The 25,439-nt window shown below is 66.5% G+C and carries 25 protein-coding genes and 1 pseudogene; 18 read left to right on the top strand and 8 right to left on the bottom strand.

The window, feature by feature from the left end; all coding sequences use genetic code 11:
- The first annotated feature begins 73 nt into the window (after positions 1-73).
- Positions 74-1,234 (top strand): IS30 family transposase, encoded by a 1,161-nt coding sequence (locus tag G7079_RS01610; RefSeq protein ID WP_166054920.1) that lies wholly within the window; start codon positions 74-76, stop codon positions 1,232-1,234.
- 31 nt (positions 1,235-1,265) lie between these two features.
- Here G7079_RS01610 and G7079_RS01605 read toward each other — a convergent pair whose 3' ends face one another.
- Together G7079_RS01605 and G7079_RS01600 are read right to left on the bottom strand one after the other, a co-directional pair.
- Complete coding sequence (locus G7079_RS01605) at positions 1,266-1,556, bottom strand: hypothetical protein (protein ID WP_240906300.1); 291 nt, start codon at positions 1,554-1,556, stop codon at positions 1,266-1,268.
- Positions 1,557-1,602: 46 nt separating this feature from the next.
- Positions 1,603-2,805, bottom strand: coding sequence for a fatty acid desaturase (locus G7079_RS01600; protein ID WP_166057798.1), 1,203 nt, complete (start codon positions 2,803-2,805; stop codon positions 1,603-1,605).
- Between the two features lie 96 nt (positions 2,806-2,901).
- On the opposite strand from G7079_RS01600, the gene mutM reads away from it, so the two are divergent.
- From mutM to G7079_RS01585, 3 genes are all read left to right on the top strand, one after another.
- Positions 2,902-3,714: a bifunctional DNA-formamidopyrimidine glycosylase/DNA-(apurinic or apyrimidinic site) lyase gene (mutM, locus tag G7079_RS01595; RefSeq protein WP_166054915.1), complete on the top strand. Its 813-nt coding sequence runs from the start codon at positions 2,902-2,904 to the stop codon at positions 3,712-3,714.
- 86 nt (positions 3,715-3,800) lie between these two features.
- Positions 3,801-4,379, top strand: coding sequence for an ECF-type sigma factor (locus tag G7079_RS01590; protein ID WP_166054913.1), 579 nt, complete (start codon positions 3,801-3,803; stop codon positions 4,377-4,379).
- 29 nt (positions 4,380-4,408) lie between these two features.
- Positions 4,409-7,210 (top strand): serine/threonine-protein kinase, encoded by a 2,802-nt coding sequence (locus G7079_RS01585; protein WP_166054911.1) that lies wholly within the window; start codon positions 4,409-4,411, stop codon positions 7,208-7,210.
- A 1-nt stretch (position 7,211) separates the two neighbouring features.
- On the opposite strand, the gene G7079_RS01580 is transcribed toward G7079_RS01585, so the two are convergent.
- Entirely contained in the window at positions 7,212-7,832 is a 621-nt protein-coding gene (locus G7079_RS01580; protein ID WP_166054909.1) for a thymidine kinase, read from the bottom strand.
- Between the two features lie 62 nt (positions 7,833-7,894).
- Here G7079_RS01580 and G7079_RS01575 point away from each other — a divergent pair, with 62 nt between their 5' ends.
- The 4 genes from G7079_RS01575 to plsB all read left to right on the top strand — a co-directional run bounded on the left by G7079_RS01575 (position 7,895) and on the right by plsB (position 14,812).
- Positions 7,895-9,889 carry a UvrD-helicase domain-containing protein gene (locus tag G7079_RS01575; protein ID WP_166054907.1) on the top strand — a complete coding sequence of 665 codons (1,995 nt, stop codon included), beginning with the start codon at positions 7,895-7,897 and terminating at the stop codon, positions 9,887-9,889.
- Positions 9,890-9,945: 56 nt separating this feature from the next.
- Positions 9,946-10,857: an HAD family acid phosphatase gene (locus G7079_RS01570; RefSeq protein ID WP_240906214.1), complete on the top strand. Its 912-nt coding sequence runs from the start codon at positions 9,946-9,948 to the stop codon at positions 10,855-10,857.
- A 311-nt stretch (positions 10,858-11,168) separates the two neighbouring features.
- Entirely contained in the window at positions 11,169-12,005 is an 837-nt protein-coding gene (locus G7079_RS01565) for a hypothetical protein (RefSeq protein WP_166054905.1), read from the top strand.
- An 8-nt stretch (positions 12,006-12,013) separates the two neighbouring features.
- On the top strand, positions 12,014-14,812 hold the full coding sequence (gene plsB, locus G7079_RS01560) for a glycerol-3-phosphate 1-O-acyltransferase PlsB (RefSeq protein ID WP_166054903.1): 2,799 nt from the start codon (positions 12,014-12,016) through the stop codon (positions 14,810-14,812).
- A 24-nt stretch (positions 14,813-14,836) separates the two neighbouring features.
- Here the strand turns inward: plsB and G7079_RS01555 are convergent, their stop codons facing one another.
- Positions 14,837-15,055 (bottom strand): YdcH family protein, encoded by a 219-nt coding sequence (locus G7079_RS01555; RefSeq protein WP_166054901.1) that lies wholly within the window; start codon positions 15,053-15,055, stop codon positions 14,837-14,839.
- A gap of 54 nt (positions 15,056-15,109) precedes the next feature.
- Between G7079_RS01555 and ttcA the strand changes: the two genes are divergently transcribed.
- The 5 genes from ttcA (at position 15,110) to G7079_RS01530 (ending at position 18,827) form a co-directional block, all read left to right on the top strand.
- Entirely contained in the window at positions 15,110-16,018 is a 909-nt protein-coding gene (ttcA, locus tag G7079_RS01550; protein ID WP_166054899.1) for a tRNA 2-thiocytidine(32) synthetase TtcA, read from the top strand.
- Between the two features lie 33 nt (positions 16,019-16,051).
- A complete protein-coding gene (locus tag G7079_RS01545) occupies positions 16,052-16,954 on the top strand; it encodes a recombination-associated protein RdgC (protein WP_166054897.1) in 903 nt (300 codons plus the stop codon).
- A gap of 117 nt (positions 16,955-17,071) precedes the next feature.
- Positions 17,072-17,875 carry a SprT family zinc-dependent metalloprotease gene (locus G7079_RS01540; RefSeq protein ID WP_166054895.1) on the top strand — a complete coding sequence of 268 codons (804 nt, stop codon included), beginning with the start codon at positions 17,072-17,074 and terminating at the stop codon, positions 17,873-17,875.
- A 51-nt stretch (positions 17,876-17,926) separates the two neighbouring features.
- A complete protein-coding gene (locus tag G7079_RS01535) occupies positions 17,927-18,451 on the top strand; it encodes a hypothetical protein (RefSeq protein WP_166054893.1) in 525 nt (174 codons plus the stop codon).
- Positions 18,452-18,455: 4 nt separating this feature from the next.
- Entirely contained in the window at positions 18,456-18,827 is a 372-nt protein-coding gene (locus G7079_RS01530) for a hypothetical protein (RefSeq protein ID WP_166054891.1), read from the top strand.
- On the opposite strand, the gene G7079_RS01525 is transcribed toward G7079_RS01530, so the two are convergent.
- Positions 18,828-19,685, bottom strand: a complete 858-nt coding sequence (locus tag G7079_RS01525) for an alpha/beta hydrolase (protein ID WP_166054889.1) — start codon at positions 19,683-19,685, stop codon at positions 18,828-18,830.
- Positions 19,685-20,632, bottom strand: coding sequence for a ferrochelatase (hemH, locus tag G7079_RS01520; RefSeq protein ID WP_206203230.1), 948 nt, complete (start codon positions 20,630-20,632; stop codon positions 19,685-19,687). The genes G7079_RS01525 and hemH overlap by 1 nt, the downstream gene beginning before the upstream one ends.
- 138 nt (positions 20,633-20,770) lie before the next feature.
- On the opposite strand from hemH, the gene G7079_RS01515 reads away from it, so the two are divergent.
- The 5 genes and pseudogenes from G7079_RS01515 to G7079_RS01495 all read left to right on the top strand — a co-directional run bounded on the left by G7079_RS01515 (position 20,771) and on the right by G7079_RS01495 (position 23,703).
- Entirely contained in the window at positions 20,771-21,622 is an 852-nt protein-coding gene (locus G7079_RS01515) for a lipid-binding SYLF domain-containing protein (RefSeq protein WP_166054885.1), read from the top strand.
- 63 nt (positions 21,623-21,685) lie between these two features.
- On the top strand, positions 21,686-21,919 hold the full coding sequence (tatA, locus tag G7079_RS01510) for a Sec-independent protein translocase subunit TatA (RefSeq protein WP_166054883.1): 234 nt from the start codon (positions 21,686-21,688) through the stop codon (positions 21,917-21,919).
- A gap of 18 nt (positions 21,920-21,937) precedes the next feature.
- Positions 21,938-22,168, top strand: a pseudogene (gene tatB, locus G7079_RS01505) (Sec-independent protein translocase protein TatB); the annotation flags it as partial.
- Between the two features lie 85 nt (positions 22,169-22,253).
- On the top strand, positions 22,254-23,009 hold the full coding sequence (gene tatC / locus G7079_RS01500; protein WP_166054879.1) for a twin-arginine translocase subunit TatC: 756 nt from the start codon (positions 22,254-22,256) through the stop codon (positions 23,007-23,009).
- The gene (locus G7079_RS01495; protein WP_166054877.1) at positions 22,990-23,703 is read left to right on the top strand and encodes an RDD family protein; all 714 of its coding nucleotides are present in this window, start codon (positions 22,990-22,992) and stop codon (positions 23,701-23,703) included. The genes tatC and G7079_RS01495 overlap by 20 nt, the downstream gene beginning before the upstream one ends.
- An 11-nt stretch (positions 23,704-23,714) precedes the next feature.
- Here the strand turns inward: G7079_RS01495 and G7079_RS01490 are convergent, their stop codons facing one another.
- Positions 23,715-24,623, bottom strand: coding sequence for a hypothetical protein (locus G7079_RS01490; RefSeq protein WP_166054875.1), 909 nt, complete (start codon positions 24,621-24,623; stop codon positions 23,715-23,717).
- A gap of 58 nt (positions 24,624-24,681) precedes the next feature.
- The gene (locus G7079_RS01485) at positions 24,682-25,407 is read right to left on the bottom strand and encodes a glutamine amidotransferase (protein ID WP_166054873.1); all 726 of its coding nucleotides are present in this window, start codon (positions 25,405-25,407) and stop codon (positions 24,682-24,684) included.
- Positions 25,408-25,439: the final 32 nt, after the last annotated feature.

Here is a 25,439-nt window from a genome sequence, read left to right as displayed (position 1 = left end):
ACTGCTTTCGACGGCGGTTTCATACGATCAATGCAACACATGGCTAGCTGCCCAGGCAGCGGGAGTGTTGCGGTTGAAGCGAAGAACCCGGATTCAATACACCGATACCCAGAAGGGCCTGATGTGGGACCGCTGGCAGAAGGGCGAGTCACTCCACCAGATCGCTAGGCTGTTCGACAGACACCACACGTCGGTGCGCGGGATTCTTGCTGCGACTGGTGGTATCCGCCCGCCGGCTCGCTGCCGGTCGGTCCGCGCCTTAACCCTAGCCGAGCGCGAAGATGTGTCGCGGGCGCTGGTGGCTGGGCATTCGATCCGCTCGATTGCAACGACGCTTGGCCGGGCTCCGTCGACGATCAGCCGCGAGATCCTGCGTAATGGCGGCGCCGAGCGGTACCGCGCCAGCCACGCCGATCAGGCGGCGTGGGACCGGGCGCATCGTCCGAAGACTTGTAAGCTGGCGCTGCATCCTGCGCTGGCGAAACGGGTGGCTGACAAGCTGCAACAGCAGTGGTCACCCCAGCAGATCGCCGGTTGGCTGATGCGCACCTACCCCAATGATGCGGCCTGCCAGGTGTCCCACGAGACGATCTACCGCACGCTCTTCATCCAGTCGCGCGGCGCGCTGAAGAAAGAGCTCCTGGAGCACCTGCGGCGGACGCGGGCGATGCGTCGTTCCCGCCACCACACCCAGAAGACGGCAGACCACGGCCGAATCTGCGACACCGTGTCGATCCGCGAGCGGCCCGCCGACGTCGAGGATCGGGCCGTTCCCGGGCACTGGGAAGGCGACTTGCTGTTCGGCAGCGGCAACAGCCAGATCGCCACGCTGGTTGAGCGCAGCACGCGCTACGTGATGCTGGTGAAGGTCGATCGTAAGGACACGAGGACGGTGGTTGACGCGCTGATCGAACATGCGCGCCAGCTGCCGAACCAGCTGTACCAGTCGCTCACGTGGGATCGCGGCAAGGAGCTGGCCGACCATCGTCGCTTCACCTTGGCCACGGACATCCAGGTCTACTTCTGCGATCCGCAGAGCCCTTGGCAGCGCGGGTCGAACGAGAACACCAACGGCCTGCTGCGGCAGTACTTCCCGAAGGGAATCGACGTGTCAGGCTTCACCCAGACCCAGCTCGATGAAGTGGCTAGGCGCTTGAACGAACGGCCACGCAAGACGCTGAACTTTGAGACGCCAATTGAGCGTTACCGACAGGCTGTTGCGTTGACCGGTTGAAACCGCCGCCGAAAGCAGCCCAATACCCACGCTACTGCGGCGGCGCAGCCAGCTCCTTCGCGCTCAGGAACCCATCGCGGTTGACGTCTTGCTTGCGGAAGCGCTCCGCCAGCCGTGCGCGGTGTTCCGCCCTACTCAACGGCTTGCCACGACCGCCGGGTTGCTCTGCCGCCGACAGCACGCCATCGCGGTCGCGATCCATGCCATCGAACGCATAGCTCAACCAATCCTGGTATTCGACCAGCGAGACGCGGCCGTCGCGGTCCGCGTCCATCTTCGAAAGATAGTCACCGCTGCGCTGCAATTGCGCGTTCACCGCCATCGGCAATGAACACGCCAGCACGCCGATGGCGATGCACAGCTTCACTTCAGGCCGGCACCAGCGCGTAACCGCGCAGTCGCGCCGCATAGTCCTGCAGCGCGCGCACGCCGCTGGCTTCGGCTTCAACGCACCAGGCCTGCAGTCGGCGCAGGCGTTCGCTCGCATCCGCACCGCGGCTTTCCAGCACGTCGGCCAGGCGCGCACGATATTCGACCAGGGTCTTGATCCGCGGGCGTGAGGCGACCCACGCCTGCAGCTGTTCGCGCGCATCGGGCTTGAGCCAGCGGCCATCGTCGGCGATGCCCTTGCGCAGCTTGCGCGGCAACAACGCGCGCAGCTTCGCGCCAGCGGCCGCGGCTTCCTCGCGCAATGCGGGTTTCAACACGTTGCGCTGGTAGTCGGTCATCGCCTGGAAGCGGTGCGCGACGAGTGCCTTGACCGTTTCGGTATCCGGCATCGCGATGTTCGGGCGCAGGTTGAGCGTGGGTGCCACGCGCAACACCTTGGCCAGGCGCACCGTGGCGAACAGCTTGATCGCCGCCCAGCCGATATCGAACTCCCACTTGCGCAAGGAAAACTTGGCCGACGACGGGAAGGCGTGGTGGTTGTTGTGCAGCTCCTCGCCGCCCACCCACACGCCCCACGGGGTCAGGTTGGTGGCGGTGTCGGTGGTCTCGAAGTTGCGGTAGCCCCACCAATGGCCCAGGCCGTTGATCACGCCGGCGGCCCACAGCGGGATCCACGCCATCTGGATCGCCCACACGGCGACGCCCTTGAAGCCGAACAGCACGAAGCTGACCAACAGCAGCAACACCACGCCGAGGGTGGCATGGCGGGTGTAGAGCTTGCGTTCGATCCAGTCGTCCGGGCAGCCCTTGCCGTACTGCTCGATGCTTGCGCGGTCCAGGCGCGCCTCGCGATACAAATCGGCGCCCTTCCAGAACACGGTGCCGATGCCCTTGTGCATCGGGCTATGCGGGTCTTCCTCGGTCTCGCACTTGGCGTGGTGCTTGCGGTGGATCGCCGCCCACTCCTTGGTGATCATCGAGGTGGTCAGCCAGCTCCAGAAGCGAAAGAAATGGGCGATCACCGGATGGAAATCCACGCCGCGGTGCGCCTGGCTGCGGTGCAGGTACAGGGTCACGGTGAAGATGGTGATCTGGGTCACCACCAGCAGGTACAGCAACATCGCCGGCCAGCCGAACTGGAGCAGGCCACTGGCGAGGAAATCGATCAACGAAGCGGGCATTGCGGGGGAGTCTCTGCACGCGCCGGAGAGACGCAGGCCCATGATGCCACGCGTGCCGGACTCGCCCATGAACGCGAGCGGCGGCATCATGGCCACATGCCCGAACTTCCCGAAGTCGAAACCACCCGCCGCGGCTTGCTGCCGCATGTCACCGGCAGGCGGATCGAGCACGTCTTGCTGCGGCGCCCCGACCTGCGCTGGCCGATCCCGCGCGAGGTCGAGGAGTTGCTACCCGAGCAGCGCATCGACGGCATCCGCCGCCGTGCCAAATACCTGCTGCTGGACACCGCTGCCGGCAGCGCGCTGCTGCACCTGGGCATGTCCGGCAGCCTGCGCGTACTGGCAGGAGACACGCCGGTGCGTGCGCACGACCATGTCGACATCGCCCTGGATTCCGGACGGGTACTGCGCTTCAACGATCCGCGCCGGTTCGGCTGCCTGCTGTGGCAGGCACCGGGCGAAACCCATGAACTGTTGACGGGACTGGGGCCGGAACCGCTGTCGGATGCGTTCGATGGCGAGTATTTGTTTGCAAGAAGCCGCGGCCGCAGCGCACCGGTGAAGGCCTTCCTGATGGACCAGTCCGTTGTCGTCGGCGTGGGCAATATCTACGCGGCGGAGGCTTTGTTCATCGCCGGCATCTCGCCGTTGCGCGAAGCCAGCAAGGTGTCGCGGGCGCGCTACGTCGCACTGGCGGACGCGGTGAAACTGATCCTGGCGCACGCCATCGACCGTGGCGGCACCACCCTGCGCGACTTCATCAGCCCGGACGGCGCGCCCGGCTACTTCGAACAGGAGCTGCTGGTCTACGGTCGTGGTGGCGAACCCTGCCCGCGCTGCGGACGCGCATTGAAACAGGCGTCGATCGGGCAACGGGCCAGCGTCTGGTGCGGGCACTGCCAACGCTGAAAACACCGCCGGCCGGTCGTCGCTTTTACGAGTCCGACCGCTCCGGGCTATAGTCGGGACTCCCCCGCCCCCTGTCCGTTGCTGCAATGACCGAATCCGGCGAGATCACCGTCCTGCTCGATGCCGCGCGCGATGGCGACCGCAGCGCGATGGATCGCGTGCTTGCAACGCTGTACCAGGAACTGCATTCGATGGCGCGCCGCCAGCTGGCCGGCCAGCATGGACACACGCTGGACGCCACCGCATTGGTGCACGAGGCCTACCTGAAACTGATCGGCCGCGGCAGCGGTGCCGCGCAGTTCGACGATCGCGCGCATTTCTTCGCCTATGCGGCATCGGCGATGCGCAGCGTGGTGGTGGATTACGCGCGCCAGCGGCTGGCGCAGAAGCGCGGCGGCGACCAACACCGGGTGACCGACCTGCCGGAAGACATCGAGGGCGGCCTGCGCCTTGACGAAGACATGCTGGGGTTGGATACCGCGCTGACGCGGCTGCATGCGGTCGAGCCGCGGCTGACCCAGGTGGTGGAGCTGCGTTATTTCGCCGGCCTGTCGGAGCTCGAAATCGCCGCCTTGCTGCAACGCTCCGAACGCAGCGTGCGCCGCGACTGGCAGAAGGCGCGCATGTTCCTACTCGCCTCGCTCAAGGACCCGACCGTCGCCTGACCGCAGGGACAGGCGATCCGGCGCTGACGATGGACGCCGAACGCTGGCAACGCTTGTCGCCACTGCTTGATGCATTGCTTGAGCTGCCGGAGCAGCAACGCAACGAACACCTGGCCGCTCTGCGCCGCGAAGACGCGGCGCTGGCCGACGAACTGGAAAAACTGCTGGCGCTGGAAGAAGGCGATGACGACTTCCTCGCCGAACCGGTGGTCGAAGTGCCCAATGGCGCGCGTCCCGGCGCGCGGATCGGCCCGTACCGGCTGGATCGACTGATCGGCGAAGGCGGCATGGGCCAGGTCTGGCTGGCCGCACGCGCCGATGGCCTTTACGAGCGCAAGGTGGCGCTGAAGCTGTTGCGTGCCGGATTGGCCGATCCCAAGCTGCGCCAGCGCTTCGACCGCGAACGCGAAATCCTGGCGCGTTTCGCCCATCCCTACATCGCACGCCTGCTGGATGCCGGCATCGATCGCGACGGCCAGCCCTACCTCGCGCTGGAATACGTCGACGGCGAACCGATCACCAGTTATTGCCAGTCGCGGCAGCTCGACATTGCCGCCCGCCTCGACCTGTTCCGGCAGATTTGCGAAGCGGTCAGCCACGCGCATGCCAACCTGATCGTGCATCGCGACCTGAAACCCTCGAACATCCTGGTCACGCCGGCAGGCCATGTGCGCCTGCTCGATTTCGGCATCGCCAAGCTGCTCGACGTGGAACTGCTGCCGGTCGAGGCGACCCGCACCGGCGTGCGCACCTTCACCCTGCACTACGCCGCGCCAGAACAGATCCGCGGCGAACCGGTCACCACCATGACCGACGTGTATTCACTCGGCGTGGTGCTGTACGAGTTGCTGACCGGCAGCAAGCCCTACCGGCTCAAACGACAGACCGATGCCGAATGGGAAGAGGCGATCCTGGCCGGCGAGCCGCTGCGTCCCTCCCAGGCGGCGGTACGTGCGGAGGACGAAGCCACGCGCCCATATTCGCCAGCGCGGTTGGCGCGCGAATTGGCAGGCGACCTGGACAACATCACCCTCAAGGCACTGGGCAAGCGGCCGGAGCAACGCTACGTCTCCGCCGAGGCGCTGTCGCAGGACCTGCTGTCCTACCTGCGCGGCCGGCCCGTGTTGGCGCGCGGTGAAAGCCTGGGTTACCGCACCCGCAAATACCTGCATCGGCATCGCTGGGCGCTGGGCGCGGCGGGCCTGGTGCTGGCAGTGATGGTCACCGCGCTTGCGGTGGTCGGCTGGCAGGCCCGACAAGCGCTGCGCGAGGCCAATCGCGCTCAGGCGATGCAGAACTTCATCGCCGGCCTGTTCGAGAGCGCCGGCAACACGCCGCTCGACGCGCCGATGGATCTGCGCACCCTGCTCGACCTTGGCATCGTCCGCGGCGAACGCAGCCTGGCACGGCAACCGCAGGCGCGTGCGGAACTCTACGGCGTAGTCGCGCGCCTGCGGCTGGGCCTGGGCGACTACCGCGAAGCGAGCGCGCTGCTCGACAAACAGGCGTCGCTGTTGCGTGCATTGCCGTCGGCGCCGACCAGCCTGAAGCTGGAAGCAGCAACCCTGCGCGGCAACGTGCGCCGCCAATTCAGCGATGTGCGCGGATGCGAAGAACAAATGCAGCCACTCCTGGCGTTGGCCGAACGCGAGCAGGAACAGCTGCCCGGGCAGGTGGCCGCGTTCTACTCGCAACTGGCGCGTTGCCGGCGCGACCTGGACGAGCGCAACCTCGCCAACCAGCTGTTCTCGCGCTCGCTGAAGCTGCGGCGCGAACACGGCGACGACGTCGGCGTGGCCGAAAGCCTACTGGACCTGTCATCCCTGTATGCCGACGACGGCAATCCGCGGCAAGCGATCCGCGTCCTGCGCGAGGCGCTGGCGCAGTTCCGCCACAAGATCGGCGACCGCCACCCGCTGGCGATCGACATGTTGCGCAGCCTGTGCTCGCTGGAACGCAACAACGACGACCTGGCCGCCGCCGAACGCGACTGCCGCGCTTCGCTCGCGCTGGCGCAGGATCTGCATGGCCGCGACCATCGCGCCACCATCGACGCACGCCGCCAACTGGCCGCGCTGTACGTCGACCTCGGCCGCTACGGCGAAGCCGAATCCGAATTTCTCGATGCGTATGCGTGGATGCGCACCCGCATGGACCGCAACCACCCGGACCTGGCGCGCACCTACAACAGCCTGGGGATCGTCGCCTGGGAACGCGGCAACCTGCAGCGCGCGATCGAGTACCAGACGATGGCGGTCGACGCTTGGCGCAGCAGCGGCAATGCCGCCCTGATTGCCGCCGGCACCTACAACCTGGCGATGATCCTGCACAGCGCACAGCAGGACACGCAAGCGCTGTCGCTGATCCGCGAGTCGCGCGACCTGCGCGTCCGGCGCTTCGGCGCGAACCACGCACTGGTCGGCGACAACGACCGCCTGCTTGGCGAGATCCTGGCCTCGCTGGGCAAGACGGACGCCGCAAATGCCGCCCTGCAGGAGGCGGTGACCCTGACCCGCACCGGTTACGGAGAGGCCCATTCGCATACGCGCCGCGCCGAGATCGCGCTGGCACGCCTGCAGGCCGGCCAAGGCGATGCCGCAGCCGTGCAACGACTACGCGGCTGGGCCAGACACGACAGCGGCGACATCGAACAACGCAAGGCCGGCTGGCTGGCGCGCGCCTATGCCGCCGAGATCGATTGCGCAAGCCGGCCGGCGCAGGCCAGGGGCGAACTCGATGCAGTACTCGCACAAATCCAGCTGGCCCTGCCCGAAGGCGGCGCGTTGCCGCGCGAGATCGCGGAGATTCGCGCCAATTGCGGCAAACGCTGAATCAGAACTTCAACGGCGACTGCAACGGTTCAATGCCGCCCTCTCCGCGCATCACCTTCTTGAATTCCGCGCGGCTGACCGAGACGTAGCGTTCGTTGCCGCCGATCTCCACCTGCGGCCCGTCCTGCACCGCGCGGCCGCCTTCGTCCACGCGCAGGTTCATGGTCGCCTTCTTGCCGCTGTGGCAGATCGTCTTGATCTCCTGTAATTCGTCGGCCCAGGCCAGCAGGTACTGGCTGCCTTCGAACAACTCGCCGCGGAAATCGGTGCGCAGGCCGTAGCAGAGCACCGGGATGCGCAACTGATCCACCACTTCGCTCAGCTGCCAGACCTGGGCCTTGGTCAGGAATTGCGCTTCGTCCACCAGCACGCAGTCCAGCTTGCCGTGCTCGGCGATATCGGCTTCGAGGATGCGGTGCAGGTCTTCGTCGCGTCCGAACGCAATGCCTTCCGCCTGCAAACCGATGCGCGAAGCCACCGTGCCGCTGCCGGCGCGGAAATCCAGCTTCGGCGTCAGGATCGCCACCCGCATGCCGCGCTCGCGGTAGTTGTATGCGGATTGCAGCAGGGTGGTGGTCTTGCCCGCATTCATCGCGGAATAGTAGAAATAGAGCTTGGCCATGCACGGATTCTAATGGCGCACAAGGCTGGCGGAGCGTGCCGCGCGCTTCGACAATGGTGGCGATGCACGGCAACGCCCTCCACGGATTGAACCCCCCGCAACGCCAGGCCGTCCTGCATGTGGAAGGCCCTTTGCTGGTGCTGGCCGGTGCTGGCAGCGGCAAGACGCGGGTGATCGTGGAGAAGATCGCCCACCTGATCCAGACCGGGCGCTACCCGGCCAAGCGGATCGCCGCGATCACCTTCACCAACAAGTCCGCGCGCGAAATGCGCGAGCGCGTGGCCAAGCGCATCCGTGGCGATGCCGCGCAGGAGCTGACCATCAGCACCTTCCACGCGCTGGGCCTGCGCATCCTGCAGATCGAGCACGCCAAGCTGGGCCTGCGCCGCGGCTTTTCGATCTTCGATGCCGATGACACCTCCGTGCAGTTGAAAGACCTGCTTCCGCCGGGCAGCAAACCGGATGCGATCGACGCCGCCAAGCAATTGATTTCGCGCGCCAAGAACGCCGGCCTGTCGCCCGAACAGGCGGCCGAGGCCGCGCGCAGCACCCGCGAACGCGAGGCCGCCGCCCTGTACGCGCGCTACCAGCAACGCCTCACTGCCTTCAACGCCGTGGATTTCGACGACCTGATCCGCTTGCCGGTGCAGCTGCTGGAAACCGATGCCGATGCCGTCGCCGGCTGGCGCGAACGCATCGGTTACCTGCTAGTCGACGAATGCCAGGACACCAATGACGCGCAGTACCGCCTGCTGAAGGCGATTGCCGGCGACAAGGGCAATTTCACCTGCGTGGGCGACGACGACCAGAGCATCTACGCCTGGCGCGGCGCCAATCCGGACAATCTGCTGTCGCTCGGCACGGATTATCCGAAGCTCGAAATCATCAAACTCGAACAGAACTACCGCTGTTCCAACCGTGTGCTGCGCGCGGCCAATGCGCTGATCGCCCACAACCCGCACGAACACCCGAAGACGCTGTGGAGCGATGCCGCCGACGGCGAGCGCATCCGCGTCTGGGAATGCAAGGACGCCGCGCACGAGGCGGAGAAAGTCGCCTCCGAAATCCAGTTCGTCGCGCAGAAGCATTCGGCACCGTGGAGCGAGTTCTGCATCCTGTTCCGTGGCAACCACCAGAGCCGCGCGCTGGAAAAATCGCTGCAGCTGCTGCGCATCCCGTACCACTTGAGTGGCGGCACCGCGTTCCTCGATCGCGGCGAAGTGAAGGACGCGCTGGCCTGGCTGCGCCTGCTGGCCAATCCGGACGACGATGCCGCCTTCCTGCGCGCGGTGCAATCGCCCAATCGTGGCGTTGGTGCCACCTCGCTGCAGCGCCTCGGCGAGCTGGCGAACAACGCGCATATGCCGCTGTCGCGCGCGGCCGACTCGATCACCCTGGCCAAGCAGTTGCCGGCGAGAGCGGCGAATTCGCTGCAGGGCTTCAGCGACATCCTCCGCAGCCTGCGCATGGACGCGAAGATGCTGGCGCCGGCCGAACTCGTCCGCAAGCTCAACGAATGCAGCGGCCTGCTCGCCGCGCTGCGCGCGCTATGCAAGGACGAGGCGCAGTTCCAGGCACGCCGCCGCAACCTGGACGAACTGGCCGACTGGTTCGACGGCCCGAAGACTTCCGGCCCCGGCGAACTGGCCGCAGCACTCGCCCTGCTTTCGCATGCGGACAAGGGCGATGCCGGCAACCAGGTGCGCTTGATGTCGATGCATGCGGCGAAGGGACTGGAGTTCCGCTACGTCTTCATCATCGGCGTGGAAGACGGCAACCTGCCGCACGAGGCCAGCATCGAGGAAGGCCGCCTGGACGAGGAACGCCGGCTGATGTACGTCGGCATCACCCGCGCCAAGGAACAGCTGTGGCTGTCGCATGCCAACGAGGCGCAGCGCTGGGGCGACCGCATGCGGCTGAAGCCGAGCCGCTTCATCGACGAACTGCCGGCGGCGGAACTGCAGCGTGACGGCGCCGACCCCGTGGCCGACGCCGAGCGCAAGAAAGAACGCGCCAATGTCGGTATCGCCAATATCCGCGCCCTGCTGGGCGACTGAGCCGGGCGACAGGAGCCGGTCATCGCGGGCGGGTAAACTCGCCCGACATTCCGACGATGAGCGCATCCATGCGTCCTGCCCCGACCGTTTCCCTGCTTGCCACCGCATTGCTTGCCGGCTGCGCAGCCCTTGCGCCGCAGCCCGCGCCACCACCGCTACCGCCGACGACGCCTGTCGTGGAGGCCACCACGCCGCCGCCGGACGACAGCCTGAACGCCACCGCGTGGTTCCAGACTTCGGTGGAACGCGACTTGGTCTATCGCGCCATCTACCGCGCCGCCGGCATGCAGTTGGCCGCCGCACTGGCCGATCCACGCTGGGATGCCCTGCCGAAGGAAGACCGCAGCAACGATTCGCGCAAGCTGCCACCGGCAATCATCGTGGACGTGGACGAGACCGTGCTCGACAACTCGCCCAGCCAGGTACGCCAAATCCGCGAAGGACGCGGCTTCGACGAAGCCGCTTGGGGCCAATGGGTGAACGAACGCAAGGCAAAGCCGTTGCCCGGCGCGGTCGAATTTCTCAACGCCGCCGCCAAGCGCGGCGTGACCGTCTTCTACATCAGCAACCGCGACGCCAGCCTGGGGGAGGCTACTCTCGCCAACTTGCGCAGTGCCGGCTTCCCGCTCAAGAACGACAACCAATTCCTTGGCCTGGGCATGGTGGTGGACGGCTGCGAGCAGGAAGGCTCGGAGAAATCCTGCCGCCGGCAACTGGTCGGGCGCGGCTACCGGGTGCTGATGCAGTTCGGCGACCAGGTCGGCGACTTCGTGCAGATCGTCGCCAACACGCCCGACGGACGGCGGACGGCAATCGCCCCGTATGCGGACTGGATCGGCCAGCGCTGGTGGGCCCTGCCCAACCCCCTGTACGGCAGCTGGGAGCCGGCCCTGTTCAACAATGCCTGGTCGCAACCCGCAGGCGAGCGCCGTGCCCAGAAAGAAGCCTCGCTGGATGATGCCAAATAATTCAATGAGTTATCGAATTATTCGTAAAGCATTGCATTAACAGTAGAGGTGACGTAGCCTGCATCCATCCGGCCTTGGCCGGAGCCATGCCACAACTGCTGTCCTCCGGCTCGGCCGGACTTTGAGGAGGCCATTGGCCTCCTTTTTTCTTGGTCTGTGCCTAGACTCCGGTCACGCCTTCCGGGGAATTGACGATGCGGCAATCGCGATTGCGTGTTTTGGGCGGCCTGGCACTCACGCTACCCGCGCTGCTTTGCCTGTGCTTGCCCGCCTGCAAGGGGGAGGACAGCGGGCCCCCGGTTGCAATTCGGGTGGCGGTGCCGGCCAAGGCCAAGCCTGCTGGCAAGCCCGTCGACGCCATCAATGTCCTGCGCGATCGCTTGTTGGCGCGTGATGGCCTCGGCTTCGCCCGTCTCGCGGTGCCGCCAGCCCTGCATGCGCAACTGGTGGATGGCTGGCGCACTGGCCGTACTCGTTGGCCTCTAGACGAACTTCCGCTGGATGCAAAAATTCCGAAGATGCTCGAATTTTTGCAGGAAAAGAATGCAGAATCGAAGCTGATGGCGACATTTCGTCGTCAGTTCGCCGGCGCCGACCGGGATATCGACGAGGCCATCCGCACCTTGGTGCAGTTCGGCGGCGAATACGTGCAGAAGGAAGCCAGCTACACCCCGGAGGAACGCGAACACGTGTCCCAGTCCCTGGCCGCACTCGGTAGCTGGGCGCTGGCAGCGCCCCTGTCCGACCCGAGGCGCGCGCAACCGTTTTTCGCCGCACTGGTCGGTGCCGCGCAACGCAGCGGGATCGACGGCAAGGCCGGCAATGCGGCGTTTGCCACGCTGGGCATGGACGCCAGCCTGAACCGGCTATCACCTTTCATCGCCACACTGCTCGCCCAGCTGCGCACCCAGTACGGCCTGGACACGGATGCCGCCCTGCGCGGAATGGAGGCGCGCCTGCTGGAACAGACCGGTGATACCGCCCGCCTGCGCCTGCGCTACACCCTGGCCGGCACCGAGATCGACGCCATCGTGCCGGCGGTGCGGATCGACGGATATTGGTACCTGGCCGACTTCGTGCGCCGTGCCGAAGCCTCGCTGGCCGGCAAGCCGGCCCGGGCGGGCGTGAAAAACCTCACTTCGCCATAATGTCGGCAATGCCGAATCGCCCGACCAGCTCCAATGGAGCAAGCCCCGCCCAAGCCAACCTGTTCGACACCGAGCCGGTGGTCGAATCCCTGCCTGTAGCCGAAACGGCGGCGGCCGGACCGACCGGGCCTGAATACGACGCCCCGGTTGAAACCGAAGCGACCGTTCCTGCCCAACCCGACCCGGACAGCCCGCAACTGCCGCTGCCCGCCTTTCTCCCGGAACCGCCCGTGGCGCCGACCGCATCTGGACGCGCCGCCACCAACGCAAAACCGCCGCTGTGGGCACGCGTGCTGGGCAAACTGATCGACCCCTGGCTCAAGCTCGACATCGAGCCGAACGAGCCAAGCCTGTTCCAGCAGTTCGATGACGGCCGGCCGGTCTGCTATGTTCTGGAAGACTACGGTCTGTCGAATGCATTGATCCTGGAGCGCGCCTGCCGCGAAGCCGGCCTGCCCTCGCCACTGCAGCCGATCCCGGGCGATCCGTTGGGTCGCAAGCGTGCGTATGTCGCGTTGTCGCGGCGGCATGCCAATGCGCTGGGCTTGCTGCCGGGGCCGGAGCACAAAACCCATTCCGGCTCGCTGGCGCGCCTGCTGGAAGCGCATCGCGCCAGCCCGGCGCTGGACGTGCAACTGGTGCCGGTGTCGATCTTCGTCGGCCAGGCACCCAACCGCAGCACCGGCTGGTTCAGCGTGCTGTTCTCGGAAAACTGGACGATCGTCGGTCGCTTCCGCCGCCTGCTGGCGCTGCTGCTCAACGGCCGCGACACCCTGGTGCAGTTCGCACCGCCGGTCGACCTGCGCGGCATCGTCGCCGAAGACCTGCCGCCCGAGCGCACCGTGCGCAAGCTCAGCCGCGTGCTGCGCACCCACTTCCGCCGCGTGCGCGAGGTGGTGGTCGGCCCCGACCTGTCGACCCGGCGCATGCTGGTGGACAAGGTGCTGGCCGCCGATTCGGTGCGCGAGGCGATCGCCGACCAAGCCCGCCGCGACAAGAGCAAGCCGGACGCCGCCTGGCAGAAAGCGCATGCCTACGCCTACGAGATCGCCGCCGACTATTCGCACCCGATGGTGCGCTCGCTCAGCTTCATGCTGACCCCGGTGTGGAACCGGATCTACCGCGGCGTGCTGGTCCACCACCTGGACAAGTTCAAGCAGGCCGCGCCCGGCTACGAGGTGGTCTACGTTCCCACCCACCGCAGCCACATGGACTACCTGCTGCTGAGCTACCTGCTGTACACCCACGGCATCGTGCCGCCGCATATCTTCGCCGGCATCAACCTCAACCTTCCGGTGGTCGGCACCATCCTGCGCAAGGGCGGCGCGTTCTTCGCCCGCCGCAGCTTCAAGGGCAATGCGCTGTACTCGGCGGTGTTCCGCGAATACATGGCGCAGCTGGTCGCCGGCGGCTATTCGATCGAGTACTTCATCGAAGGCGGGCGCTCGCGCACGGGTCGCCTGCTGCAACCCAAGGTCGGTTCGCTGGCGATGACCGTGCGCGCCTACCTGCGCCAGCCCAGCCGCCCGGTGCTGTTCCAGCCGATCTACATCGGCTACGAAAAGCTGATGGAAGGCCGCAGCTACCTGGACGAACTGTCCGGCAAGCCGAAGGAAAAGGAATCGATCTGGCAGCTGCTGATGGGCATCCCCAAGGTGCTGCGCAGCAACTTCGGTCAGGTGGTGGTGAACTTCGGCCAACCGATCAAGTTGAACGACGTGCTTGATGCGCACGCCGGCTGGGACGGCAAACCGGTGCCCGAGGACGAAAAACCGGTCTGGTTGTCCGACACTATCGATGAGCTGGCGCAGAACATCCAGGTCAACGTCAACCGTGCCGCCGACGTCAATCCGATCAACCTGCTGGCGCTGGCCCTGCTGTCCACGCCCAAACATGCAATGGGCGAAGCCGACCTGCTGGCGCAGATCGCGCTGTCGCAAACCCTGTTGCGCGACGTGCCGTACTCCGACCACGTCACCGTGACCCCGCACACGCCGGAACAGATCGTGGCGCATGGCGAGGAGATCGGCACGTTGGCCCGCACCAGGCACCCGCTGGGCGACGTGCTCGAGGTCGATGACGAAAACGCGGTACTGCTCAGCTACTTCCGCAACAACGTGCTGCATCTGTTCACCGCGCCGGCGTGGATCGCGGTGTGTTTCCTCAACAACCGGCGGATGAGCCACGCCCAGCTGCAACGCCTCGGCCGCACCCTGTACCCGTTCCTGCAGGCGGAACTGTTCCTGCCCTGGGACGAGGACGGTTTCGCCGAGCGCATCGACCGCACCATCGAAGTCTTCATCAGAGAAGGCCTGTTGCAACGGGTCGGCGAAGACGATGGCGGCATCCTGCAGCGCAACGCGGGCCAAACCGACGAGGTATTCCGCCTGCGTGCGATCGGCCAGCCCTTGCAGCAAGCGTTCGAGCGCTACTACATCGCGATCAGCGTGCTGGTGAAGAACGGCAGCGGCACCCTCAGCGCCGGCGAACTGGAGAGCCTGTGCCAGCTCGCCGCGCAGCGCCTCAGCCTGCTGTACGCCAACACCGCGCCGGAATTCTTCGACAAGAGCCTGTTCCGCGGCTTCATCCAGAAGCTGCGCGAATTGAAGCTGGTATGGGCCGACGGCAACGGCAAGCTCGCCTTCGACGAACGGCTCAATGCCTGGGCGAAGGACGCGCGGGTGGTGCTCGGCCGCGAACTGCGCCACACCATCGAGAAGGTCAGTCCGGACAGCACGCGCACGACCGGGGAGATCCCGGCGCTGCCGGCCGAGGCGACGGAGAAAGCGGAAAAAACGCCGGAATAATCGCCGTGGCGGGCCAGGCTCGCCCTAGGCCGGTTCATCCGGGATCAACGCATTCTCGATCCAGGCAATCTGGTCCTTGAGCTGCAATTTGCGCTTCTTCAGCCGCTTCAGCGCCAGCTCGTCGGCCTGGATATCGGCCTGCAGGCGGTCGATCGCGCCGTCCAGGTCGCGGTGCTCGGTGCGCAGCTCGACCACGCGCCGCGCAAGGCGTGACAGTTCGGCTGGGTCGCGGGGCTGGTTCATGCGCCGAGCATAGCGCGGCGGCGCGGTGGCGATGCCGGGTAAAATGGTCGACCGATGAACGCTGCCATCCCGCTGCCACTCGCCGAGCCCCTGTCCGTCGCGCAACGCAAGAAGCGCGAGACCGACAAGCTGGCCAAGCGCCTGCGCCACCAGGTGGGCAAGGCCATCGCCGACTTCGGCATGATCGAGGACGGCGACAAGGTCATGGTCTGCCTGTCCGGTGGCAAGGACAGCTACGCGATGCTGGACGTGCTGCTGCAGCTGCAGAAGAAGGCGCCGGTGCAGTTCAGCATCACCGCGGTGAACCTGGACCAGAAGCAGCCCGACTTCCCGGAGCACGTGCTGCCCGAGTACCTGCGTTCGATCGGCGTGGATTTCCACATCATCGAGCAAGACACCTATTCGGTGGTCAGCCGGGTGATCCCGGAAGGCAAGACCATGTGCTCGCTGTGTTCGCGGCTACGCCGCGGCGCGCTGTACACCTACGCCGAGCAGAACGGCTTCAGCAAGATCGCGCTGGGCCACCACCGCGACGACCTGGTCAACACCTTTTTCCTGAGCATGTTCTTCCACGCCAAGCTGAGCGGCATGCCGCCCAAGCTGCTGTCCGACGACGGCAAGCACGTGGTGATCCGTCCGCTTGCGTACGTGCGCGAAGCCGATATCGAAGCCTACGCCGACGCGAAACAGTTCCCGATCATCCCCTGCAACCTGTGCGGCTCGCAGGAAAACCTGCAGCGTGCGCAGGTGAAGAAGATGCTGGCGCAATGGGAAAAGGACACGCCGGGCCGGGTGGAAACCATGTCGCGCGCGCTGGGCGATATCCGTCCTTCGCAATTGAGCGACCCGAACCTGTTCGACTTCCTCTCGCTCGGCAAGCGCGGCGATGCCGCCATGCCAGATGCGCACGCGTGGCTCGCAGGTGGCGAGACGCCCACCACCGACACTGACGACGCGGCCTGAGCCGCGCCCCATCCGCATTCCGCAGGATCTTTGATGTTCTTTCGCAACCTGACGTTGTTCCGTTTCCCGTCTTCGCTCGACCTCACCGACCTCGACGCCCAGCTGGCCGAATGCGCGCTCAAGCCGGTCGGCCCGCTGGAACTGTCCAGCCGCGGTTTCATCCCGCCGCTCGGCCAACATGGCGATGCCTTGAGCCATGGCCTGCATGGCGCCCTGTGGCTCACCGTCGGCGGCGAGGACAAGCTATTGCCGGGCGCGGTAGTCAACGACCTGCTGCAGAAGAAGCTGGCGGCGATCGAGGAGAAGGAAGGCCGCAAGCCCGGCGGGCGCACCCGCAAGCGGCTGAAGGACGAACTGATAACCGAGCTGCTGCCGCGCGCCTTCGTGCGGCCAGTACGCAGCGATGCGCTGATCGATACCAGCCTCGGCGTGGTCGCGGTGGACACGTCCTCGCGCAAGAACGCCGAGTCCGTGGTCAGCGAAATCCGCCGCGCGCTGGGCAGCTTCCCCGCGCTGCCGCTGAATGCCGAAGTCGCGCCGCGCGCCATCCTCACCGGCTGGATCGCCGGCGATCCGCTGCCGGATGGTTTGAGCCTGGGCGACGAATGCGAACTGCGCGATCCCACCGACACCGGCGCCGTGGTGAAGATCCAACGCATGGAACTGGTGGGCGATGAAATCAACAAGCACCTGGAAGCCGGCAAGCAGGCCACGCGGCTGGCGCTGGTGCTGGACGACCACGTCAGCTTCGTCCTCGGCGAGGACCTGGTAGTGCGCAAGTTCAAGCTGCTCGATGGTGCCGTGGACCAGTTGGAATCCACCGACCGCGACGACGTGGCCGCCGAACTCGATGCCCGCTTCGCGCTGATGGCCGGCGAGTTCAAGCGCCTGTTCAACGTGCTGGAAAAGGCGTTCAAGCTCAGCAAGGCCGAATAACGCGTCTCTCGACAATCCCCGGCATCGCGGGGCATGGCGGGTGTTCGCGTAGCGGCATTTCGAGCCGCGCAGCGAATGCCCGCCATGCCTCGCGATGCAAGCCATTAAACTCGGCGCATGCGTTCGCTGTTCCGCCTGCTCGCCCCCGCCCGCATCGCGCCGAAACCCGCGACGGTGCAACGCGACACCGTCGGCTTCGTGCTCGATGACGGTCGCCGCATCGACATCCTGCGCGTGCGCGACCCGCGTGCGCGGCGGATCAAGCTCAGCGTGGACGAACGCGGCGCGCGCCTGAGCCTGCCTGTTCGCGCCAGCCTGGTGTCCGGCGAACGCTTCCTGCACGAACATCGCGCCTGGCTGACCGAACAATTCGCCACGCAGGCCGTGCACGCTGGCGACAGCCTGCAACGCGACATCACCGACCGCTTGCCGTTGCGTGGCGATGAATTGCCGCTGCGCTGGCAGGGCGGCCGCGCCACGCGGCTCGATTTCGATGGCGATGCCGAAGGCGGCCTGCTGTTCACCGCGCCCGCATCGGCCGGCGATGCCGCCCTGCAGCGCGCGTTGCGTGATTTCTACGAAGCCCAGGGCCGTGCCGATGTCGGCCGCTGGCTGCCGAAGTACCTGCAGGGCCTGCCGCGCACGCCACGCCGCATCGTGTTCAAGCGCACCTCGACGCAATGGGGCTCGCTGGCGCCGGATGCCACCTTGTCGCTGGATCTGTCGCTGGTACTGGCGCGCCCGTCCGCCTTCGAATACGTGCTGGTGCATGAACTCTGCCACTTGCTGCATGCCGACCATTCGCGCCGGTTCTGGCGCGAAGTGGAAACCCGCGTCCCCGATTGGCGGGACGAACGCACCTATTTCCGCGACGAAGGACGGGCGCTGAAGGCGCGCCTGCGCGCGTTGCTGACCGGTTGAACCGCCACGTCACGTTCGCCCGGATGACCAGGGGAAATCAGGACAACCGCAATGCCACGACCCACGACATCGCATAAATTGCTATTTGCCATGCTGGTGGTCGGCGTGTTTGCCCTGCCGGGCTGCAAGCGCGCCGGTGAAGCCATTGCCGAAAAGACGATGGAGCATGCCAGCGGCGACAAGGTGGACATCGAACAGAACGGCGACACCGTCAGCATCAAGACCGACAAGGGCGAGATGAAGGTCGCCACCGCGCAGGATGGCGCCAGCGTGGCCCTGCCCGCCGACTTCCCGACCGACGTCTTCCTGCCGGAGCAACGCACGATCAGCAGCGCCATGGACATGGGCGGGATGAAGGCAGTGAATATCGCCACCAGCGCGAGCCCGGCTCAGGTCTCCGCCGATGTGGAGAAGACCATGCAGGCGCAAGGCTGGAAGCGCGAAATGTCGATGCAAACCGGTGCCGATAGCTCCACCCTGATCTACAGCAAGGACAAGCGCCAAGCTGTCTACCAGATGATGAAAGCCGAGGATGGCGGCACCCAACTGGCGGTGCGTACCGGCGGCGAAGACTGAGGCGATGATCAGGGAACCCGATATCGACACGCCTGCCTCCCCCTCCACCGCGAAACCTTCATTGCAATATCACGACCATGCCGCGCCCGCATCGACCTGGGACGATTACTACCAACGCAGGCGGTTGTGCTGGATCTTGCTCGGCCCGGGACTGCTCGCGGTACTGCTGCTTGGCCGCCTGCTCCTGATCGAGCACCTGGGCTGGTATGGCCTGCTCAGTCCGCTCGCCCTCTGGGCCGTATTGTTGCTGCTGGCCTGCCTGCACCTGCAGAAATTTCGCTGCCCGCGCTGCCAGTGCCGCTTTTTCGCCAAGCACCCGCCTTTGCTGGCCTTGCGTGCGGGGCGCTGCGTGCACTGCATGCTGCCCAAGGATTGATCAGCGCCGCAGGAAATCCCCGATCACCGCCGCCACGTGCCCAGCCTGCTGCATGTGCAGGTGATGGCCGCCGGGAATGACGATCAATTCGCCCTGCGGCAACAAGGCCACGCGACGGCGGCGCAATTCGTCGGGCAGATAAGGCTGCGCCGGGTCGGCGAAGATCGCGCGCACCGGGCATTCGATGCCGGCCACCAGGTCTTCCACCTGCGGTTCGGTCATGCGGGTCATCGTCGGCAAGGTCAGGCGCGGATCACTGCTCCATTCGTAGCCGCCCGCCACTTCACGCAGACCACGTTCGACCAGCAGCCGCACCGACGCCTCGTCCAGCCCGCTGCCCGGCACCAGGCTGGCGTACTGGCGGGTGCGCACCGCGCTGTCGATGTCGGGGAATACGCGCAGCTTCTTGTCCTTCAGCCCGCGATGGGCGATGACCGCCTCGCGCATGCGGGTGACGGTGCGTTCCGGGACCTCCGCCAGCGCACCCAATGCCTCGATCGCGACCAGCCTTTCGATCCGTTGCGGGCAAGCCGCGGCGAGCATGCTGGCGATGCCGGCGCCCATCGAATGGCCGAGCAGGGCGAAGCGTTCCCAGCCCAGCGCATCGGCGACATCCAGCACTGCGTTCATCGCGCCGACGAAGGAATAATCGGTACCCGCCGGCAGGTGTGCGCTGCGACCGTGTCCGGGCTGGTCGATGGCGACCAGGTCGATGCCGCGCAAATGCGTGGACAGCGGAACGAAGCTCGCCGCGTTGTCCAGCCAGCCGTGCAAGGCCAGCACTTTCGGCGCACCGGGCTCGCCCCATCGCAAGGCGGCGATCCGGCCCAATGGGATATCGATGCCGATCTCGCGCATCAGTGCCAGCCCTCGTCCCGTTGCGCGAGCGCCGCCAGCGCCTCGGCATGCGCATCGCCCGCGTTGAGGCAGGGGATGTAACGGAGTGCATCGCCGCCGGCTTCGCGGAACAGGACGGCATCCTGCATGGCGATCTCCTCCAGCGTCTCCAGGCAATCCACCGCGAACCCGGGGCAGGCGACATCGACCATGCGCACGCCATCGCGCGCGAGCCCTTGCAACGTCGCCACCACGTCGGGCTGCAGCCATTTGCCCTTGCCGAAGCGCGATTGGTAGGTGAGCAGGATGTCGTCGCGGGCGATGCCGAGTGCTTGTGCGATCGCCTGCGCGCTGGCTTCGCACTGCAGCGCATACGGATCACCGGCATCCACCACGCGTTGCGGCAGGCCGTGAAACGACAGCAACAGGCGTTCGCCACGGCCATGCCTGGCCCAATGCGCGCGGATTGAATCGGCCACGGCCGCGGCCCAGCCGGCATCGCGGTGGTAGTCGCGCAGCATCGATACCCGCATCTCGCCACGCCGTGCGGCGATCACGTCGGCAACGGTTTCGGTAGTGGTGGTCGAATACTGCGGATACAGCGGCAGCACGCGTACGTCGCGCACGCCTTCCTCGCGCAACCGCTGCAGGATGTCGGCCAGCGATGGCGTGCCGTAGCGCATCGCGTGTTCGACCCGCCAGCCCGGCAATTTCGTGCGTACCGCATCGGCCAGCGCGGCGGTATGCACCGCCAACGGCGATCCGCCGGGCAACCAGACTTCGGCGTATTTCTTCGCTACCACCGGGCTGCGCCGCGGCAGGATCACTTTGCGCAGCAGTGGCAGCCACAGCCAGCGCGGCAGTTGCACCACCCGCGGATCGGACAGGAATTCGTCGAGATAGGCGCTCACCGCCGCGGCGGTTGGCGCGGTTGGCGTACCCAGATTCACCAACAGCAGCGTTGGCATGGCTTCCTGACGATGTCCAGGTGGCTCCTGCATGCGCATAGGATCGCATGCGCCACGGAACTCCCGCCGCGACTTATGATCGATTCATTGCGATGCCGCCACGATGTGGCCTTGCCGTCCCCCATGCCGGAGCCCCCGATGAAGATCGCCCCTACTCGCCTTGCCCTGGTTCTTGCCGGATTGCTGGCCGCCACCGCCGCTGTCGCCGGCCAACGCGAGGACGTGCGCGCCGACGATGCCGTGCGGGTGGTGCAACAGATCCAGGCGATCCCGGAAGCGTCGATCCCCGATCGCCTGCTCGATGAGGCGAAAGCGATCGTGGTGGTCCCGGACACGATCAAGGCCGGCTTCATGCTCGGCGGACGCCGCGGCCTGGGCCTGATGTCGGTGAAATCGGCCGACGGTACCTGGTCGAACCCGGTGTTCGTGAAACTGGCCGGCGCCAGCTTCGGCCTGCAGGCCGGCGTGCAATCGGCCGACGTGATCCTGGTGTTCCGCAGCGACCGCGGCGTGGATTCCATCGTCAACGGCAAGATCACCCTGGGCGCGGATGCCGGCATCGCCGCCGGCCCGGTCGGCCGCAATGCCTCCGCCGCCACCGATGGCGAACTGAAGGCGGAAATCTGGTCGTGGTCGCGCGCGCGCGGCCTGTTCGCCGGCGTGGCGCTGGACGGCGCCGTGCTCAGCATCGACAACGGCGCCAACCGCACCGCTTATGGCGAAGGCACCACCCCGCGGGCGGTGTTCGAAGGCCGTGCACCGAATGCACCGTCCGCCGCGATCACCGGCTTCCGCGATGCGCTGGAGGAAGCCACAGCGGCCGCCCGCCAGGCACGCGGACGCCAACTCCGGGAGCCGCCGACCGAAAGCATCCAATCCAGTGGCGGGACTTCGGTCTCCGGCGAAGCCCGCGTCCAGCCGCTGGCCAGCGACAACCCCGCCATTACCACCCCGCTGCAGCCGGCAACCGCACCCGCCAGCAAGCCCTGATCCGCGGGGCTGCGGCGGATCGGCGGTAGAATCAGCGCAACTTCCACCAACAGGTAAACCGCCATGGGCAGCTTCAGCATCTGGCACTGGCTCATCGTGCTGCTCATCGTGGTGTTGGTGTTCGGCACCAAGCGCCTGACCGGCGGTGCGCGCGACCTGGGCAAGGCCGTGGACGAGTTCAAGAAGGGCATGCGCGGCGACGATGACAAGCCGGCCGCGCGCATCGCTGACGACAAGGCCAAGGACGCCGCCGCATCGTCCGACAGCACGCGCGACCGCGACGACGTCGCCCGCTAAACCGCACGGCCTCCGCCGATGTTCGATTTCTCCTTCGGCGAGATGCTGGTCGTCGCCCTGGTGGCGCTGGTGGTGCTCGGTCCCGAGCGCCTGCCCAAGGCCGCACGCTTCACCGGCCTGTGGGTGCGCAAGGCACGCGCGCACTGGTACTCGGTGAAATCCGAACTGGAAAGCGAGCTCGCCAGCGAGGAACTCAAGCGCAGCCTGCAAGACGGCAAGCAAGCGATGCAGGAAACCGAGCGCCAGCTGCATGACCTGGCCACCGACACCCGCCGTTCGGTCGAAGCCGTCGCCAAGCCCGAGCGCACCTCGGAATCACCCGTCGAGCCGCGCGATGACTGACGCCGGTTTCGACAACGAGCGCCCGCTGATCGCGCACCTACTGGAATTGCGCAGCCGCCTACTGCGCGGCGCGATCGGCTTGCTGCTGGCACTGGCCTGCCTGCTGCCGTTCGCCAACAAGCTGTATGGCCTGCTCGCACAACCCCTGCTCGATAAACTGCCCAAGGGCGGCCAGCTGATCGCCACCCAGGTCGCGTCGCCGTTCTTCGCACCGATGAAGCTTGCCTTCTTCGCCGCGTTGATGATCGCGATGCCGTGGCTGCTGTACCAGGCCTGGGCCTTCGTCGCGCCCGGCCTGTACAAGCGCGAGAAGAAACTCGCGCTACCGCTGCTGGCGTCCGCGCTGGCGCTGTTCTATGCCGGCTGCGCCTTCGCCTATTTCCTAGTGCTGCCGATGGTGTTCGGCTTCCTCACCCGAGTGACGCCGGCCGGCGTGGCGATGATGACCGACATCAGCGCCTACCTCGACTTCGTGCTGGTGCTGTTCTTGGCGTTCGGCCTGAGTTTCGAGTTGCCGGTCGCACTGGTAATCCTGGCCTTGCTCGGTTGGGTCACTCCGGCGCAGTTGCGCGAGGGTCGTGGCTACGCGGTGGTCGGCATCTTCGTCATCGCGGCGGTCATGACCCCGCCGGACGTGGTCAGCCAGCTGATGCTGGCGATCCCGATGTGCCTGTTGTACGAGGCCGGCATCATCGCCGCGACGATGGTCGCGCCGCGCACGCCGACGGATGGCAACAACGCCGGCTGAGCATTCGCTGCATGCCGGCTTCTGGGCGCGCTACGCGGCCTGGTCGCTGGATGCGGCCCTGTTGCTGCCACTGATCGCGCTGCTTGGCACCGCGCGGATCAGCCATGCCTGTGCCGAGGCACGCAACGCGTTGCATGTACTGGCCGGCGAAATGCCGCGCCTGCTCGGCGAGGTGCTGGGCGCGCAACAGGCAACTGCCGGGATGGCCACGCAACTGCTCAATGATCCGGTGATGGCGTCCGCCATCAATCGGCTGGACGCCTCGCTCGGCGCCATCCTGTTCACGCCGCTGCTGTTGTATGTGGTGCTGGCGTTGCCGTGGGCGGTGTTGTTCGAACAATCCCGCTGGCAGGCCACGCCGGGCATGCGCGCGTTCGGATTACGCGTGACCGATGCGCAGGGCCGCCGGCTCAAAGCCGGGCATGCGCTGCAGCGCCATCTGGCGGCGGGCCTGTCCTGGCTGACGCTGAATATCGGCCATGCGATGGCATTGCTGCCGCCGCAACACCTCGCGATGCACGACCGGGTCAGCGACACCCGCGTTCTGCGCCGCGAGCAATCGAACCCCTTGTCGGGATTGGCCAAGGCCTGGCTCACCGCCCAGGCGCTCGTGGCAGTGATCGCCTTCGGCGGATTGTTCCTGTGGCTGCAGGCCGCCATGCAAGCGGCCATGCAGCAAACGCTGGGGTTCTGACCGCGGTGGGACTAGAGCTCGATGCGATCGTCGCTGGACGCGGCCAACGCCGTGCCGTCGCCGCAAACGTCGCGCCACATGAAGTACATGACGCCGAACATCACCACCAACATCGCCAGGATGAAGGCGATGTAGAGCGGGATTCCGACCAGCGCGACCACCCAGCCGCCCAGCAGCTTGGCGACGACGCCAAGCAGCATCGCGCCCAGGAACACCACCAGCATCAACACGACGACGGCCGCCACCACCACCAGCAGGAACACCAGCAGCGGCAGCAGGTTCTTGGCCGCGCCCTTCACGCCATCGCCAAGCGCGCCGCCGATGCCGCGGTTGCGCAACGCGACCTGGCCCAAGCCGATCGACTGCACCGCATAACCGAACAGGCCGATCGTCCACATGATGACCATCGCCGCGCCGAAACCGGTCGGGATGGTCGGCACCGCTTCCACGCCCGCCATCGAATCCTGCAGGTTCTGCAGGTACCAATCACCGAAGCCGGGCGCCAGCGCACTGATCAGCAGGGCCAGCAACAGGTTCTGCGCGATTGCGAGCAGCAGGATGAAGCCGATCGCACGGCCGCTTACCGCCATGTCGGAGAACCCCGCGAACACGTCCGCGGCACTGGCCGGTTGGCCGTTTTCCACTGCGTCCAACAGGCGCAGGTAACCGACGATCAAGGCCGCCATCACCACCATCGCCACCCCGCTGAACACGAACAGCGCGACCATCGCGACGCTGCCGTTCTTCATCGCACCGCCCAGCAGCACCGCCGCCAGTCCGAAACCGATCCCAAGCGCGAGGATCACTGCCAGCAGCAACGCGGCCCCGCCGAAGATCGCCTTCGGGTTGTTGCGCCCCAGGTTCACCGCCTGTTTCAACCAGCCGATGCCGGCCCCTGCCCCCACCGCACGCGTCGTCATCCCTGCTTCCCCTTGGCTCGATCCAGAGCGGGCGAATCCCGCAATGCGCCCAGCATACTCAACCTTGGCGCGATTCCCGCACATGCCGCACGAACCGGCGCAACACCTGGCGCGCTTGCGGCGCGGCGCTCACCTGACGCGCCAGTCGTTTGCCGCAACGGCCTTCCTGCGCAAGCGCGTCGCTGCGCGCGCGGATATAGCCGCGCATGTGGGTGGTGCTGAATTCCGGGTGGAACTGCAGCCCCCAGACCGCACCGCCCCAGCGGAAGGCATGCGTCGCGTCCTGGTCGGATTTGGCCAGCACGGTGGCGCCGTCCGGCAACCGCAGCACGCTCTGCAGGTGGGTGGCCTGCGCCGGGATGCGTGTCGGCAGGCCGGTGAACAGCGGATCGTACGCGGCCGGTGGGTGCAGGTCGAGCTGGATGGTGCCCATCTCGCGGCCGGTCGGATTGACCCCCACTTCCCCACCCAGCGCATGCGCGATCAGCTGGTGGCCGTAGCAGATGCCGAGCAGCGGCAGGCCGCCGTGCGCGGCGTCTCGCAACCACTCGGCGCTGCGTTCGCTCCAGTCGTGGCGGTCGGTGACCATCGCCGCCGAACCGGTGATGATCGCCCCGGCGAAGCCCTCGCGGTCGGGCAGCGCATCGCCACGTTCGACATCGACCACCACGGCTTCGTCGCGTTCCAGCCCGGCGGCCACCCGGATCCAGTGGGCGAAGCTGCCGTGCCGGCGCATCGAGGCGACCGGCTGGCCGGTCTGCAGGATGAGGAAGGGCACGGTCATCCGGGGCTCCAAAGTGACCCCTCTATACTAGC

The sequence above is a fragment of the Thermomonas sp. HDW16 genome, from assembly GCF_011302915.1.
In the GTDB taxonomy this organism is placed as follows: domain Bacteria; phylum Pseudomonadota; class Gammaproteobacteria; order Xanthomonadales; family Xanthomonadaceae; genus Thermomonas.
This window is presented reverse-complemented; position numbering and strand designations above follow the sequence as displayed.